Raw genomic sequence first — 14,174 nt, 5'->3', positions numbered from 1 at the left:
AATGGCTCAGGCGTCAGTTCCAGGCCCGTCAAGCCGGTATCGGCTGCCAACCCAGCTCCCAATGGGGCTTCCGGGGACCTTTTGAATTTCCTATGCGCCATCCACCACGGAGCCACTTTCAAGTAACCGAGTGGGCGAAATTCCCGGGGCAGGTCACTCGATGACTGCCGGCAGCGGGACGCCGTCGCCGATCAAGCGAGAGATGAGGTCGTCGTAGTAGTTCGTGGCCGCCATGCCGTTCGGCGCGTTCGTGAAGGCTCAAACACCAGGGACCCAAGCGCCGCCAGGAACTGGCGACAGTTGGTCATTCCTTTCCCACCAGCGCCCGTAGGTTGTCGCGAATGTGGCTGGCCACATCAGCGACAGGCAAGTGATGCAAGTGGCCCAATGCCTCTACAACACTGGCCACATCGGTCGGCTGCGACGGCCTGTCTCCAGTGCGAGTGAAGGGGCCATCGGTTTCCGTCAGCATCCGATCCAAGGGGATGGTCTGCACCAGCGGAGCATGCCTCTCATTGCCTAGCATTCCCGCGTTGATTGAGAAGTAGCAGCCCAGCTCCACGGCGCGTCTTGCTTCACTCTTTGTCCCCGTGAACCAATGAAGAACGATCTTTCCGCGCCCTGGCGGCAAATACGCCTCGACCAGATCGAGTATGGACTTAGCCGATCTAATGCTGTGCACCGTGATGATCTTTCCACCTGCCTGCGCACAGCGCTGCAAAACGTGCTGGAACACGCGCCGCTGCGCATCGAGTGACTTGAAGAAACGAGGACCAGCGTCCAAGCCAACTTCTCCGACATAGCGAGTCTCTGCAAGGTGCCGCTCCCACAGCTCGATCTCACTCTCTCGCTCCGCGACCAACTGCGGGTGCAGTCCTAGAGCCGCTCGAACGTACTTTGTGTGCTGTGCGAGTTCCTGATTGCGCGGCCAGGCCCGAGGCGTCGTCGTCACCGCCAACGTGAACACACCGGCCGCCTCCGCATCCCGCACCGCCGCGGCATGGTCAGGGTAAAGATCGAGGTGGCAGTGGAAGTCAACAAGCCCGGCGGTCACGTTCATGAAGGCACCATCGTCAGCTCGGCCGCGCCTCTGCGCCGTCAATGAGCCGTGCGACTTCGTCTAGGCCGCGCCGGTAGACATCAGCAAGTTCATCAAGGTGCGCAGCTTCATCGGCGAGCGAGCCGGGCTTGTGAATCAGAAGGTTCGCGAGCTGCGGTTTCCCCTTCAGGCGCTCGATCGCGTACTGGAGCGACCTGACCTGTACACCGTTCGCTTGACGAGTATCCAGCGGTTGCGCGTGAAGGTCCGGCACTGTGTACGTCGTCGGGTCGTGTCCCGTGCCCCACGCCGCCGTCAATGCTGCGCGGCGAATCAAACACGGCAAGCAATAGCCACAGTGCTCAATTCCATGTCCTTGCCATCGAGCCTTGGTTGGGGACGAGCACGACAACGAGTCTGTCGCCAGCGTCTTCAAGAGCGCCGGATTGCGACAAGCTGCGGCCATCTCACCTTTAGTCTTGTCCCAGTACGGATTTCGAATCTCGCCGTCTATTCCGAGTTCGCCGAGTAGGTCATTCCACCTTGCCATGTAGTAAGGGTGCGTGGTGCGGGTGCTGTTCGAACCCAGCCGCAGAGGGTCCAAAGGCACATTCAGGGCGATTAGCCCGTTCTCCGGAACGCGAAGGACAAACCGCCGGCCCAGCCCCGTACCTGCGAACACGCCGAGGGCGAAGAACAAGAACGACCTACCACGCGTGCTGTCCTCCGAACCGACGTGCTTCACGAGGCCCTTCTTGAACGTCATGCCAACACGCAGTCGCTCGAAGGGCAACTTGGCGTAGTGCCTCTTCATGCTCATGAACAGCTTGCCCTGCGCATCGCTGATTGCGCCCTCACCGAAGTGGCTGACTAGCAAGGGCGTTGCGCCTTCCTCAAGCAGATCGATTGCGCCAATCAGGCTGTCCAATCCCCCTGAGAACAGGCTGAGGGCATCGAAGGGTGGAGAGATAAGGCTCGGAGGCGCGTTCTGAGCGATCGTCGCAAACCTGGCTGGACGTGCCCTGAACCCGATTACCCAGCGGTCGCCCGTCAAGAAGTCCAGCGCCTTCTTCAGCGTGGGCGCAACTGCGCCCCAGCGGGCCGGGTCGCTGACCGGAACAACCAGGCGTATCTCGCGAGTCCAAGAATCCTGCGATTGCTCGGCGCGTGAGATGCGTGTGTCCGCCGCGTGAACGTGAGCGGCGAGCACCAGCAGGTCAATGCCAATCTCCGATGGGAAGACGCCGATATTCTTCAAGCTAGTCAGCGCGCCACCGATTCCATGATCCAAGGACTTCTCGCCAGCGACGAGCTGAAGGTAGGTCCTCTGCTCTTCGGCGCCTGCCGAAACGGCGATGCGGTCAGTCGGACCGAAGCGGCCTGCCAAGAGCTGTCGCTTCATGGGTTCGCCTCCGCATCGCCCAACGCTTGCAGGATTGCAAATGCGGACTCGTAAACGGTGTCCACGAAACCCTGAATTTGATCGAGCGTGAGGTTGGGTGTCTTGGCCTGGGCCCGCGTCAGCGCGTCGCTTACTGCGCCTCGGATGAAGTCGCGCAACTGTTGCTCGACGCGGTGTGCGGCCTGCGCATCTACCGGCATGGTCACTGCCTTGGTACCAATGTCATTGCATATGCGCGCCTCGATGGCATGGGTGGCATACAGTTCAAAGACTGTCTGCATCTGATCTGGCGTGAACGTAGTCAGATCGGTGAGCCCTTCGCTTGCCAGTTCGACAATCGTTTCGATGTACGCCTCGCGGGCGATGCCTTCATCGACGGTGCCTGCGCCCGGACAGATGTAGTCGGCCAGCCCAACGAAGATTTCGGCAAGCGGACGACCCGCCAACGATTCCAGGTCCAGTGCACGCAGCGCCTCGCGCACTCCGCGTGCTTGTGCGTCAGCGATAAAGCCGAGAAGCCGCGCGCCGGCTCCGCGCGAAGCGCCCATCCGTTGGGCAGCTTGACGCGCACCGCCGGCAGATGTGGAGACGTAGCGTGAGACGGCGCGGCCCAAGTTGACCCGGTCGCTGCCACCAGAACCGGCGAATCGGGTAAAGCTGTTGCGAGCGGCGGAGAAGCGTTGAGGGTCGGCCGTCTTTGGAATGGGGGGACGATTCGGCGGTGACGGCGGCGCAGCACCATCCGCGGGTTGCTGGCCTTCCGGCCCTGCGCCCCCCTCCGCGGGCGGGGCCGGAGCGTCACCGCCATCGGCGCCGCCCAGCCACGATGGAATAAGTGGCGTTCCGCCGGCAGGACCGCCATAGGCCGTAGAAGTCCCCATCAGCGCCCTCCCTTCAGATCCTTGAGGGCCGCTTCGGCGGTCGCCTTGAGGGCGGCGTTGTTGGTGACTTTGCTCCAGTCGCCCAGCAGCTTTGTCAGGCGGGAAGAGCAATCCGTGTCTTTGATGACGCCCTGCCAGCCGCCGACAGCCCACGGACCACACTTGCTGCTTGGGAGCGCCTCGAGAAAGTCCATCAACCGGCTCTGCAGGCCAGGTTGCGCCTTCACGAGGACTAGAAGGCCGTCGACGCCCGCCGGCTTGGTGTCGAAGGTGCCCGTGCTCATGATCTTGGTGCGCACGGCCTCGAACACCTTCTCAGCCTCGGGCTGCACGAGCTGCTTCAACTCGGCTTCGTGGCTTTGGACGGTCATCCTGCCGCCGAACAGCTTCTCAACCACGCCGGCCAAGTGACCCAGCACCGACACAGGGCCGAAGTAGTCCTTCTTGTCCTTAGTCACGAACAAGTAGGGCCTCAGATCCAGGCCAGCCAGCTTCGGTGAAAGGCGCGCCCAATTGCGCACGGCGTCCGACGACTTCCACTCGGTCAACACAGCGTTGTCGAGTGCGGGAGCTGACTCGGCGGCCTTCTGCCCCTTTCCCTCACCAGCCTGGGATTCGTTGCCATCAGCCGCCGCCAAACCCTGCTCCAGCGTTTCGAGGTCTTCGCACAATCCCTCCGGATGGATCGCTGCCACGAAGGCGATCTGCTCGAATAGTCTCGGGATGAAACGCTCTGCGAGCATGAGCTTCGCGAGCACGGGCAGCTTGATGTCATCGCCGAATCCGCGTGCGGTCGCGGTGCGCTCGCGCAAAAGCAGCGTATTGAGAAAGCGCTTGATCTGACGCGGGTTTCCCTTCGTGCCGCTTGCAAGGACAGGACCGATCTGCTCACTGAGTGCAAGCGCGTTGTTGGCCTTCTCGGCTTGCTTGCCGAGTGCCGTCTTGACGGTTGGTGCGTCCAGACCGCCGCTGGTCCATGGACGCTTCAGCTTCTCCCTTGCTGCCGCGATCAGCTTCGCGTAGTCCGCGTCTCCCTCACCAATCTCTGCGCCAGCCAACAACAATGTGACGTAGATGCGCGTCTCCGTCTCCCCCAAGGCCGGGATTCGAAACGGAACCTGGATGAGTTTTTCGAGATAGTTGCGTGCATAGTCCCGCGGCCCCGTACTTTCGGGCAGGTCGGGAAAGTGCTTGCGCACCGCGTACTCGATCATTGCCTCGTCGGCCGCAACGACGAATGCCGTCCGCGCCGTGAAAACAAAAAGACGGATGGCTTCGAGTGTCTCGATCGCGGTGTCGGGCAGGCAACGATCGAGGTCGTCAATCAGGACAACGAGCTGCTTGACGCCAGCGTCTTTCAAGAGGCGGTCGAATGCCTTGCGGAACGCTTCCACTTCCTCCGGCACATTCTTGGCCTCGCTCGGCTTCAGCACAGCCTTCACCTCGTCGATGACCGTCGAGATGTTTTCCTTCGTCGCGAGCTTGGCTGGGTCCGCCACCACCGCTTCGAGCGAGCCGACGATTGCGCCGACTTGATCGGGCGTCGGAATGCCGGTAAATGCGGTTATGGCCAAGCCACCGGCTCTCTTGGCAACCTTCAACCAGTCGATGCGGCGAAACACATCCTTGACGGCGGCCGCAGCTTTGTTCAGTGCCGGACGCTTCTCGACCAGCCCCGTCACGATCCCCTCGATCAGGGCTATCTTCGCGTCTTCGAAGCCCTGAAAGCGCCATCCATTGAATTTGAGGCAAAGGACGTCGTCCTCGTCTGTGAAACCTGCCTCGATCATTTCGAGGACGCTGGACTTGCCCGCGCCCCAGTCCCCATGTACGCCGATCGTCATCGGATGATCGGGTTTGGCGCGGAGCAGCCCGATGATCGTGGCGGCGATCGCCTCGTTATTCAGCAGATCAACTTTGGTCTCGTTGTCGCTCAGAATCATTCGCGTTGTTCTCCCCCAACTGGCCTCGCCTTCGGCAATGTCAGCAGTACCGAGCGGACTGCCGCACATACCGTATCCCAGGATCCGTTCAGCCTGAGTGCCATCGTTAGCTCGATCTGAACGCCAACGCCGCGGCGCCCCCGATTGCAGATGTTCGTCGGATCTGTAGCAGGAAAGGAGTGGCCGTTGCTTTGAACCTCAATTCCAAGTCCACCTACCGCTGCGCCAATCGCCAGTTTCAACTCGTCATCCAGCCCGCCAAGGAGCACCTTTGGATCGTCACCTCCACACCCATGAACAGCGATCACGTGATCGCACAGAGATAAGAGCTCCAAGCAACGCGGCTCATCGAATCGATGGCTCGTCAAATGCAACGCGGAGTAGTTGCCGGATGGCCGAATTCCTTCGAACAAGTAGAGATTGAAGTCATCGCCGGCGATGCCACGTGCGATGTCTGAGGTGTAATGCTCGATGCGGCCACCATGGGGCGCGATGACAGCACTCGACGAACCCGCGACCGGGCGTAGGAGCACCTTGTAGTCCTTGCCTTCGGTTTGGGACTTGGCAAGGTCGGCATATCCCATATAGCTGGACGCCAGGCCGCTCACTCTTGAGCTCGCTTGGTCGTCGGCAGCTTGGTCATCACTGACGCTCCGAAAGCTTCGGGGCGCCCGATATGGGATGGACATAAATTAGTCCTTTGGTTTGCGCCGCCTTTACCTTGCGATCGATCATCTCTCGCATATTCAGGTGCCCTTCCAGCACCAAGATCAGATCTTCTCCGTCAATGAAGAGCGTCTGAATTTCCTTGCCGATGACGAGGCTACGGATAACCTCTGGACTGAAGCCATTCACTGAGATGAACAGTCCCCGCCCGTAGAGCTTCCCCGTTACCTTTCCCGCGAACTGGTAGACGGGCTCATTGCTCGCTGAACGCTCCTGCCACTTCGCTTCAATGAGATAGTGTTCTCCGTCGAACTTCACTGCCCCATCGACCTGCTCCCCGACCACGCGAAAGGCCTCGGTAGTCTCCAAGTGCGAGAGGCGGGACAACTCGGCAAGGATGCGTTCCAGTGCGTAACCACGCTGTTGACGCGAAGTCTTGTTCGCGAGCAAATCGAGGTACTCAGCGCGCAGTTGCTCTAGCGACGCGGTGGGTTGCTGGTGAACGGCTTCCTGCGCGGCCCGGCGCTCGCGATCGGCCTTGATCTTGGCGTCCCGAATCTCCTGCAGTTGGCGTAGGTGCTCCAGATTTCTGTGCGCTGCACTCCGGTCCAGCTTGCGCAGCTTGTCGAAGTAATACGGATCGAAATGCGACCAGTTCAGCAGTGACTGCAGCATGGCGCGAAGTGGACCAAGACCGTTATCTGAACGTGCGGCTAGTGCGTTGAAAAGAGCATCGACGACTTCGTGCCGCTTAAGCGCGTTCTCGCCTTCCAGTTGTAGATTCGAGATCTCTGCCTTCGTGCATCCGTGCTTCTCAAAGAAGCCCACGATGTCCTTGCGCGGCCAAAACAGCGACAGGATGCAGTCCTTCATGCAGCCCTTGATGTCAGCGGGAAAGCTCACGCCGTGTTCCCTTCATACAGCTCGGACCAGCAGTTGTTGGATCGCGTCGCTGGCCTGCCGCTGCCGCAACACCCTCGCCTCGCGCTGATCCGCCTCGTCGCCCTCCCCCTGCTCGAACTTGGCCACAGCGACCGGCCCGTCCTTGCGATAGCCCTCGCTCGCACCGTCGTCGGCAAAGCGTCGACGAAGGACGTCCAGCGCGTCTCGGACCACGGCCGCGTGCTTGCCTGCGAGCGCCCGACCGAAGGCTGCCACGACGGCGTCCAGCCCCTCGGGGGCGTGCTCGATGCAGTAGATCAAGTCGTGGGCGTCCTTGCGTTCGAAGCGCTGGTCGAACGCGAATGCCTTCAGGCAGGTGAAGCTGACGATGTCGGCGTGCTTCACGCGCTCGGTCGCCATCCCGTTCTCGCCGAGCAGCTCCGCGCGAATCTCGGCGACCTGGTACAGGTCGAACACGATCGACGAGTGCGGGATGTTGAGCGCCGAGATCGTGCCTTCAGTTGGCAGCGGCTGCACCCGCCCTCCGGCGATCTGCGGCGCGTCGGCCAGCAACTCCAGCACCATCAGGGCGCCGTGCTTGGTCCGGGTCTGCCAACGCCAGGAAAGCTTGGCCCCCTGCTCGTTCTCGGCCCTCTCGAACCCCATGCGCTTCAGGTTCTCTTCGAGCGTGTGGTACGCCTCGGTGTCGGCCAGGATCTGCAGATCGATGACGATGTCGACGTCCAGGGTGCCGGCGTGCGCAGGCACGACCGGCGGGCGCGCGGGTACGAGATACCGCGGCGTCAGGCCGCCGACCAGGTAGACCGAGTCCTTCCATGGGCCCAGTCCCCGCAGCAGCGTCACCAGCACCCGCTCGCAGTCGAGCGTGTACTGGTCGCTGTAGCCGTCCAATGTCGCGGGCTTGGCCATCAGAAGCCGATCCTCTCTTTCCGCAGGTGATCGGCCATGTCCTTGGCCCGGCCCTCGCCTCGCAGAAGGTCGAGGTAGACGTGAATTGGACTGGCCAGCCAGACGCCGCCGACCCGCTCGCGGAACAGCAGGTCGCCCGTCGACTTCGCCTCGATGACGGAGAGATTCGCGCCCTCGCTGACGACGCGTGCGCCCAGGTCCGCGATCGCGGCATCGGCCCCCGACCCCGCCAGCAATCGGCATCGAACCTGCGAGACTGCCGACAGAAACGGTGCGTAGCGCTGCGCGGCCGCCTCGAAGCTGACGGCGTACTCGACACCGCGCGCCTCGCACACCTGGCCGAGGCGCTCCATCAGGCCGTCGGGCTTCATCGCGGGGACGAAGTAGCGTCGCAGGGCCGGCGCACGGATCGAGCCCAGCTGCTTCGCCCACGCATCGAGCAGCGCGGCGGGCTGCCTAAGATGCCTCTGCTTGCTGGGTCCCTGCCCGCGCGACTCCAGCCAGTCGAAGCGCTCCATCTCGGTGAGCACCTGGGACGCCGTCGCTGACGAGACCAGCGTCTGCTCGGCGAGGTCCTTCACGCCGAACCAGTCCTGGTGGCGAACTAACAGGCCGTGCAGGACCTGCGCGCGCCGTCCCGTGAACAGCGATCGCATGGAGCGGGACAACGACTTGGGCGGCGGCCGATCGACGTAGAGGTAGGCTCCCCGGGCCGGCAGGTAGAGGCTGCCCCCGCTGTCGTAGTACCCGACCCGCTCCGCTCGAAGCAGCTCCTTGGCCCCCGGCGAGATGGACTCGGCGACCAGGACCGCCAGCGGCTCGCCGCCGCTCTCGCCGGCGGGTTGTTGGCGGGCAAGGTCTCTGATCCGCCAGACGAGCTGCCGGACGTCGCGCGGGTAGACGGCCCTCTTCAACTCGACGAGCGCGTGGATGGCCTTGCCGGCGACGTCCAGCGCGAGCTGGGCGTCGAGCTCGGGCGCGCCGGGGCCTTCGAGTTCGGCCCGCACTTCGGGCAGCGACCGAAGTGCCGCCAGGAACTGATCGATCAGTTCCCGTTCGCTCGCCTGCGCCTGAAGCATGGTCGCCGCCTAGATTCACTGTGCAGTAAATATCGGCACCATACCGAATATTCGACGAAAACACAATATTTGCTGAACAGCAAATCTGCAATCTACCGGGAAGCCGCCACCAGGGACGGCCTCCGGCTCGAACTAGGAGAGATGCGATGAGACGCCAAGGCACCCCAATCAGCCGGGAGGCACTGTACGAAGAGGTCTGGACGGACGCGGTGACGGTCGTCGCGCCCCGTTATGGCCTGTCGGACGTGGGGCTGGTCAAGATCTGCAAGAAGCTCGGCATTCCGGTGCCGCCGCGGGGCTACTGGGCGAAGGTCAAGGCTGGCCGACCCACGCGCAAGGTGCCGTTGCCCGCCCTCCCCGCCGGCGCGCGCGGCCTCACCGGGCCGATACCGCTGTCCGAACAGGAGGCGGCCACGCACGCGCGCGTCCGTGACGCTCTCCAGCAGACCCGGGAAAGCCAGCCGAGCGTCAGCGTGCCCGACGAACTCGTCGACCCGCACCCGCTGGTGCGGGCGGCGGCGGCGCGCCTGAAGCGGCGCGACGGCTGGGATCACCCGGCGGGCGTGAGAAGCGCGCCGAAGGAGGTGCTCGACCTGCAGGTGACGAGGAACGCGCTCGATCGCGCCCTGCGGTTGGCGGACACGCTGCTCAAGGCACTCGAGCCCGGCGGCTTCACGGCGCAGGTGGATGAGGAGAAGGGCGAGACCCTTCTGGTCGGCGGCGGCACGACGTTGACGATCTCGATCGTCGAGCAGGTCACGCGAACCAGCCACACGCCGACACGCGCGGAGGTGCGGGCACGCGACCGGTACTACGACTCCTTCCGCGTGGGTGCCCGGGGAGAGTATCCAAACATCCCACAGTTCGACTGGCATCCCACCGGACGGCTGACGCTCACGGTGGGATCGTGGCCGTCACGGAAGTGGAACGACACGGAACGCAGCTTCATCGACTCGCGCCTGAGCGGAATCGTCGCCGCCATCGTCGGCCTGGCCGAAGCGAAGTGCGCGAAAGAGGAAGAAGAAGAGCGCCGCCGGCGAACCTACGAGGAAGCGCGCGCCCAATACGAAGCGCAGGTGCGCGCGCGCAACGAAGAACGTCGTCAGCTGCGCTCCCTGTTCCGCGACGCGAGCCGGCTGCAGCGCGCCAACCGGTTGCGCGAATTCATCGCCGCGGTCGAGGACCGAGCCCACCGAGATGGCGAGCTCACACAGGAGAAGCAGCAGTGGATCGAGTGGGCCCGAGCCAAGGCCGACTGGATCGATCCGCTCGTGCGGCGCAGCGATCAGATCCTGGACGCCCCGGAGCCTGAAGCTCCGAGCTTCTGGCGATTCTGAATCCGGCCTGTTTCGTCGCGAACGCGAACGACACCGGACCTACATGTGCTTCTTGTAGTACGCCCACTGCACGCTGGCCAGCCCGCCCAAGAGGACCGCGCCGAGCGGCACGCACAGCTCCCACCGCACCGGCCCGGGCCAGAGCAGCAGGCAGACGCCGCCCAGCCCCAGCACCGCCACCTGCAGGTACTTCGCCCGGTGGTACAGGCCGGCCGACTCGCGTCCACCGCAGGCCCGGCGGATCGCTCGCTGCGTGAAGCCGTCGGCGGCGCCGACGGTGTAAAGGAGCAGGAGCAGCGGCGCGAACCGCGCCAGGATCGCCGCGCGCACCCCGAGCAGCTGGGTTCCGACCATCGCCGCCTCGATGCTTTCCCGGTGCGACACGTAGCTGCGCCGCATGACCGTGTCCGGGATCGACAGCGCCGCCCCGTTGGCGAACTGCGTGCCCATGTCGTGGATGCCGGTGGCTTCGAACACGAACGAATACAGCGCGTTGGCCGGCGCGGTGATGGCGCCGGCGCCGGCACCCTGTTGGGCGGCAAGGGCAACGCCGTGCTCGAGGTCGTGCGCGAGCAGTTCGCGCAGGCGCTCGATCCCCTGCGGCCAGACCTTGAACACGAACGTCCAGTCGAGAATCCAGGCGCACAGCAGGAGCGCAGCCAACCCCAGCGCCAGCGAGAAGACCAGCTTCAGCGGGCTCAGCAGCACGCCCGCCAGCGCCCCGTCGTGAAACGCCGCGTTCCTAGACGACACGCCGCTCCCCCGCCTCGAAGCCAATTTCCGGCTGATTCCACGGTCCGTCGAGCCGCGCTCTCAGCGTCTTCCCGATCGCCGCCAGGCTCGTCGGCATCAGCGCATCGCTCGCTGCCGAGGGCAGCGGCATGCGGATCTTGTGCAGCTGGCCGCCGTGGATCAGCGCGAAGGCCTCGCCCTTGGGCAGTTGCACCAGGTCGGTCGGTTCGAGCATCCGAACCGTCTCCGGCGCGATGCGGTCCTCGTTGCGGCTGGCGAAGTCCGCGAAGTCGATCGGGTCGTTGGTGTCGGAGACCGACGACGACACCACGGTCGAGACGACGTGCACTTCGGGCAGCTGGCTGGTCAGCAGCTCGGCCGTCGCCACCTCCTTCACCCGCAGCATGATCAGCGTGTTGAAGTTGCCGGCGATCTGCCCCGCTTTGGCCGGCGAGCCGATGCGCGCCTCCACGTCCGACCAGGTCTGCGTGTAGGCCGTCACCTGGAACCCCGCCCCGCCCGCCTTGTTGAGCAGCGGGATGAACTCGTCGCCGATCAGCTCGTTGAACTCGTCGGCGTGGATCGCGATCCGCCGCGGCTTCACCTCGCCCGGCAGTCCGCGGCCTGTGCCGAACTTGTAGAGGCTGCCGGCCACGCTGGTGAGGTCGGCGAACATCGAGTTGCCCACCGCCGCGGCCACTTCGTAGTCGGACAGCGCGTCGAGCCCGACGTAGACGATGCCGCCAAGGTGGATCACGGACGTCCAGTCGAACACCGGGCGCCAGTCGGTCGGATCGTCGAGCTCGGGCGAGAGCAGCGCGGCCGTGCGACCGGTGGTGAGCTTCTCCATCAACGGCAGCAGAGACGCCACCAGCTTGTCGAAGTGGCTCTTCTCGTAGTTGAGCGTCGAGGCGAGCGCGTGGGCGATCGGGTCGTAGAGCTTCTTGCGCCGCGCGTACTCCACCAGGCTCACTGCCCGCGCGCCGCGCGACTGCAGGCCCTTGTCGAGGTTCTTCTTGTCGATGGCCAGCGACCGCAGCTCGTCGCGCCAGCCTGAAGCAGAGGGTTCGCGGTCGAGCCAGTACTCGAAGTAGTCGATCAGCAGCGGCTCGACGTCGGAGGCGTAGCGGTTGATCTCCTGGTAGTCGGGCTTGCGACCGAGCGCCACGAGCGCACGGGCCATCACGTTCACGAAGCGCCAGACGAACTCCTTGAACGCCGCCGACTGTCCTTCCGAGGGCAGCTGGCCGGCGATGCGGGTGGCAACCTCGGTGATGCGCGAGAAGCTGCCCACTGGGTTGTAGCGCGCCGAGATCTCCGGGTGGCCGAGGTGGAACATGAAGAACTCTCCCGCGCGCCCGGCCCGCTCGGCTTCGGCGAACACACGGCGCAGCAGGTCGACGTCACCCTTGGGGTCGAACACGACCACAACCTCGCCGCGGCGGATGTCCTGGGCGATCAACAGCTCGGCGAGGCGCGTCTTGCCGACCCGCGTGGTTCCCAACACCAGCGTGTGTCCGACGCGGTCTTCAAGATCCATCCAGATCTCGCTCTCGTCGGGTTCGACCCCGTGGATGCCGGGATCGCCGCCGACGCTGCTTGAATCTGCCGCCGGCACGAAGCCAGTCAATACACCCGCGAGCGGGCCGCCTCGAAGGAGCGGCCGGTTCGCCGGCAGGCGTGCTTCGTACAAGCGCTGCGTGTGACGCTGATCCCAACGAAACCCGCGCCCGAGGAAGAGTCGCTCGGTGGACCAAGGGATCTCCGCCGAGCTCAGCTCGTAGCGCCGACGGCGCTGCAGGTTCACGCGATAGCGCAAGGTCCGCAGCCCGGCCGTCCCGCGCCACAATGCGTGACCGAGCAGCGCCCCGGCCAGCGCGAAGTGCCAAGGCGGTGTGACCAGGAAGAGTCCCGGGCTGCTCAACACCATCGCCGCGCCCAGCGCCGACACGCAGGCCGCGCCGAGTTCGTGCGCCGGCCGCAGCCGGGCCTCCAACGGATAGGCCATCAATCCCCGCCCACCGCGGAGTCGGCCACGCGAACGAGCGCCGGGTTGACCGGTGGCAGCGGATCGACGAAGCGAGCCGGCTCGAGGATCACGACGCCGTGGATGCGGACGTCCTGGCCCCCGTCGTGCCGCCAGGCATAGCCGTGCAGGTTCACGCCGCCGTCGGTCCGCAGGTGCCAGCCGGCCCGCAGGACCTCGCGCTGCAGTCGCTTGGCGGCGTCGCGGGGCTCGTCGCGACCGGTGCCCTCCCGACGCACGAACGCGCGGAAGGTGCCGGGAGATGCGAGCAGCAGACCGTCCTCGACCCGGTGAACGAGCGCGCCGCGCACGTTGACCGGCAGCGTTCCATCGGCAACGCCCTGTTTCACCCACGCCATGAAGCGCCGAGCACGCTCCGAACCCGTGTCGTCGACACCATCGAGAAACTCGGGCCCACTGCCTTCAGGCGTGGCCAGCGTCGGTTCCGACGTCGCCTCCGCCGCACTGGCTTGAGGCTCCGGCGCATCGGGCGGCACCGACACTGCGATCGCCGGGCGCGCCCCGGTCGCGGCGCGCTCCACCAGCTCCGCGATGGCACTGGACGGATCGGCGGCACCGGTCAGCACGGCGCGCAGCTCGGCGACCAGTGCCGCATCCTCGCCCAGCCATCTCTGGATCAAACCAGGCACCCAGCCCTCGAACCGTCCCGCCGCATCCGTGGACGGCTCGCTGCCGACATCGCGCAGCAGCGCCGCCGCAAGCACCGCGTAGGTCCATCGATGCGCGAGCGCCCCCAGCGTCTCCGGCGGCGCATTGCGCGGCAGGATCTGGCCGCGTCGGTGATCGAGCGCGCGCAGCGCGATCGCGAGCGCGCGATGCAGCCGTCCGCCTGGTCCGCCGTATCGAAGCGAACCCGGCACCGACTCCAGCTGCACGTACTCCGCATAGCGCTCGATCAACGGCTGCGCCGCCAGCGCAAACGTCTCCGGCGGAAAACCCATGCGGACGCGGACGAGCACCATCAGGTTCGCCACGCCGCTGCGCTCCACGACTTCCTTCGCCGTTAACGCCGGCCGTTCGAGAGAAACGAGCGCGTCGATCGCGCGCGCTGTCACGGCCGAGCCCTGCGTGTCGTTGAAGGTCATTCGACCAGTATTCCGGGCGCCTCGAAGACGCTCAGCACCGATCGAAGCCTCGGCAAAGACCTGATTACCGCTTGACGACGGCCGCCGCGCCGCGTGCCGACCAGCGCCTCCACGTCAGCGCCTCGGAGCCGACGCAGTGCCGTGCATCCGA

At 64.9% G+C, this 14,174-nt stretch carries 12 protein-coding genes; 1 reads left to right on the top strand and 11 read right to left on the bottom strand.

All coding sequences use genetic code 11. The features are described 5' to 3' along the window. Positions 1 to 304 precede the first annotated feature (304 nt). Genes qatD through ABS45_RS12220 form a run of 8 tightly spaced genes read right to left on the bottom strand, consistent with a single transcriptional unit; the run spans position 305 to position 8,822 of the window. Positions 305 to 1,060: a Qat anti-phage system TatD family nuclease QatD gene (gene qatD / locus ABS45_RS12255; protein ID WP_291555815.1), complete on the bottom strand. Its 756-nt coding sequence runs from the start codon at positions 1,058 to 1,060 to the stop codon at positions 305 to 307. Between the two features lie 13 nt (positions 1,061 to 1,073). Beyond that, positions 1,074 to 2,441 (bottom strand): Qat anti-phage system QueC-like protein QatC, encoded by a 1,368-nt coding sequence (gene qatC, locus ABS45_RS12250; protein ID WP_291555814.1) that lies wholly within the window; start codon positions 2,439 to 2,441, stop codon positions 1,074 to 1,076. Further along, a complete protein-coding gene (gene qatB / locus ABS45_RS17635; protein ID WP_366246629.1) occupies positions 2,438 to 3,322 on the bottom strand; it encodes a Qat anti-phage system associated protein QatB in 885 nt (294 codons plus the stop codon). Before qatB ends, qatC begins: the two co-directional genes overlap by 4 nt. After that, positions 3,322 to 5,265 carry a Qat anti-phage system ATPase QatA gene (gene qatA / locus ABS45_RS12240; protein WP_291555812.1) on the bottom strand — a complete coding sequence of 648 codons (1,944 nt, stop codon included), beginning with the start codon at positions 5,263 to 5,265 and terminating at the stop codon, positions 3,322 to 3,324. The genes qatB and qatA overlap by 1 nt, the downstream gene beginning before the upstream one ends. After that, complete coding sequence (locus ABS45_RS12235; RefSeq protein ID WP_291555811.1) at positions 5,262 to 5,849, bottom strand: poly-gamma-glutamate hydrolase family protein; 588 nt, start codon at positions 5,847 to 5,849, stop codon at positions 5,262 to 5,264. Before ABS45_RS12235 ends, qatA begins: the two co-directional genes overlap by 4 nt. 58 nt (positions 5,850 to 5,907) lie before the next feature. Beyond that, positions 5,908 to 6,834 carry a restriction endonuclease gene (locus tag ABS45_RS12230; RefSeq protein ID WP_291555810.1) on the bottom strand — a complete coding sequence of 309 codons (927 nt, stop codon included), beginning with the start codon at positions 6,832 to 6,834 and terminating at the stop codon, positions 5,908 to 5,910. Positions 6,835 to 6,846: 12 nt separating this feature from the next. Then, entirely contained in the window at positions 6,847 to 7,743 is an 897-nt protein-coding gene (locus tag ABS45_RS12225) for an antitoxin (protein ID WP_291555809.1), read from the bottom strand. Continuing rightward, positions 7,743 to 8,822: a hypothetical protein gene (locus ABS45_RS12220; RefSeq protein WP_291555808.1), complete on the bottom strand. Its 1,080-nt coding sequence runs from the start codon at positions 8,820 to 8,822 to the stop codon at positions 7,743 to 7,745. Before ABS45_RS12220 ends, ABS45_RS12225 begins: the two co-directional genes overlap by 1 nt. Positions 8,823 to 8,968: 146 nt before the next feature. Here ABS45_RS12220 and ABS45_RS12215 point away from each other — a divergent pair, with 146 nt between their 5' ends. Next, complete coding sequence (locus ABS45_RS12215) at positions 8,969 to 10,159, top strand: hypothetical protein (RefSeq protein ID WP_291555807.1); 1,191 nt, start codon at positions 8,969 to 8,971, stop codon at positions 10,157 to 10,159. Between the two features lie 39 nt (positions 10,160 to 10,198). Here the strand turns inward: ABS45_RS12215 and ABS45_RS12210 are convergent, their stop codons facing one another. Genes ABS45_RS12210 through ABS45_RS12200 form a run of 3 tightly spaced genes read right to left on the bottom strand, consistent with a single transcriptional unit; the run spans position 10,199 to position 14,023 of the window. Beyond that, positions 10,199 to 10,867 (bottom strand): DUF4400 domain-containing protein, encoded by a 669-nt coding sequence (locus ABS45_RS12210; RefSeq protein ID WP_291555806.1) that lies wholly within the window; start codon positions 10,865 to 10,867, stop codon positions 10,199 to 10,201. Positions 10,868 to 10,901: 34 nt separating this feature from the next. Beyond that, positions 10,902 to 12,899 carry a type IV conjugative transfer system coupling protein TraD gene (traD, locus tag ABS45_RS12205; RefSeq protein WP_291555805.1) on the bottom strand — a complete coding sequence of 666 codons (1,998 nt, stop codon included), beginning with the start codon at positions 12,897 to 12,899 and terminating at the stop codon, positions 10,902 to 10,904. Then, complete coding sequence (locus ABS45_RS12200; RefSeq protein WP_291555804.1) at positions 12,899 to 14,023, bottom strand: DNA-binding domain-containing protein; 1,125 nt, start codon at positions 14,021 to 14,023, stop codon at positions 12,899 to 12,901. The genes traD and ABS45_RS12200 overlap by 1 nt, the downstream gene beginning before the upstream one ends. Positions 14,024 to 14,174 lie beyond the last annotated feature (151 nt).

Source organism: Comamonas sp. SCN 65-56 (genome assembly GCF_001724135.1).
In the GTDB taxonomy this organism is placed as follows: domain Bacteria; phylum Pseudomonadota; class Gammaproteobacteria; order Burkholderiales; family Burkholderiaceae_C; genus Comamonas_C.
Note: the sequence above shows the minus strand (reverse complement) of the source record. Positions and strands in the feature narration are given on the sequence as shown.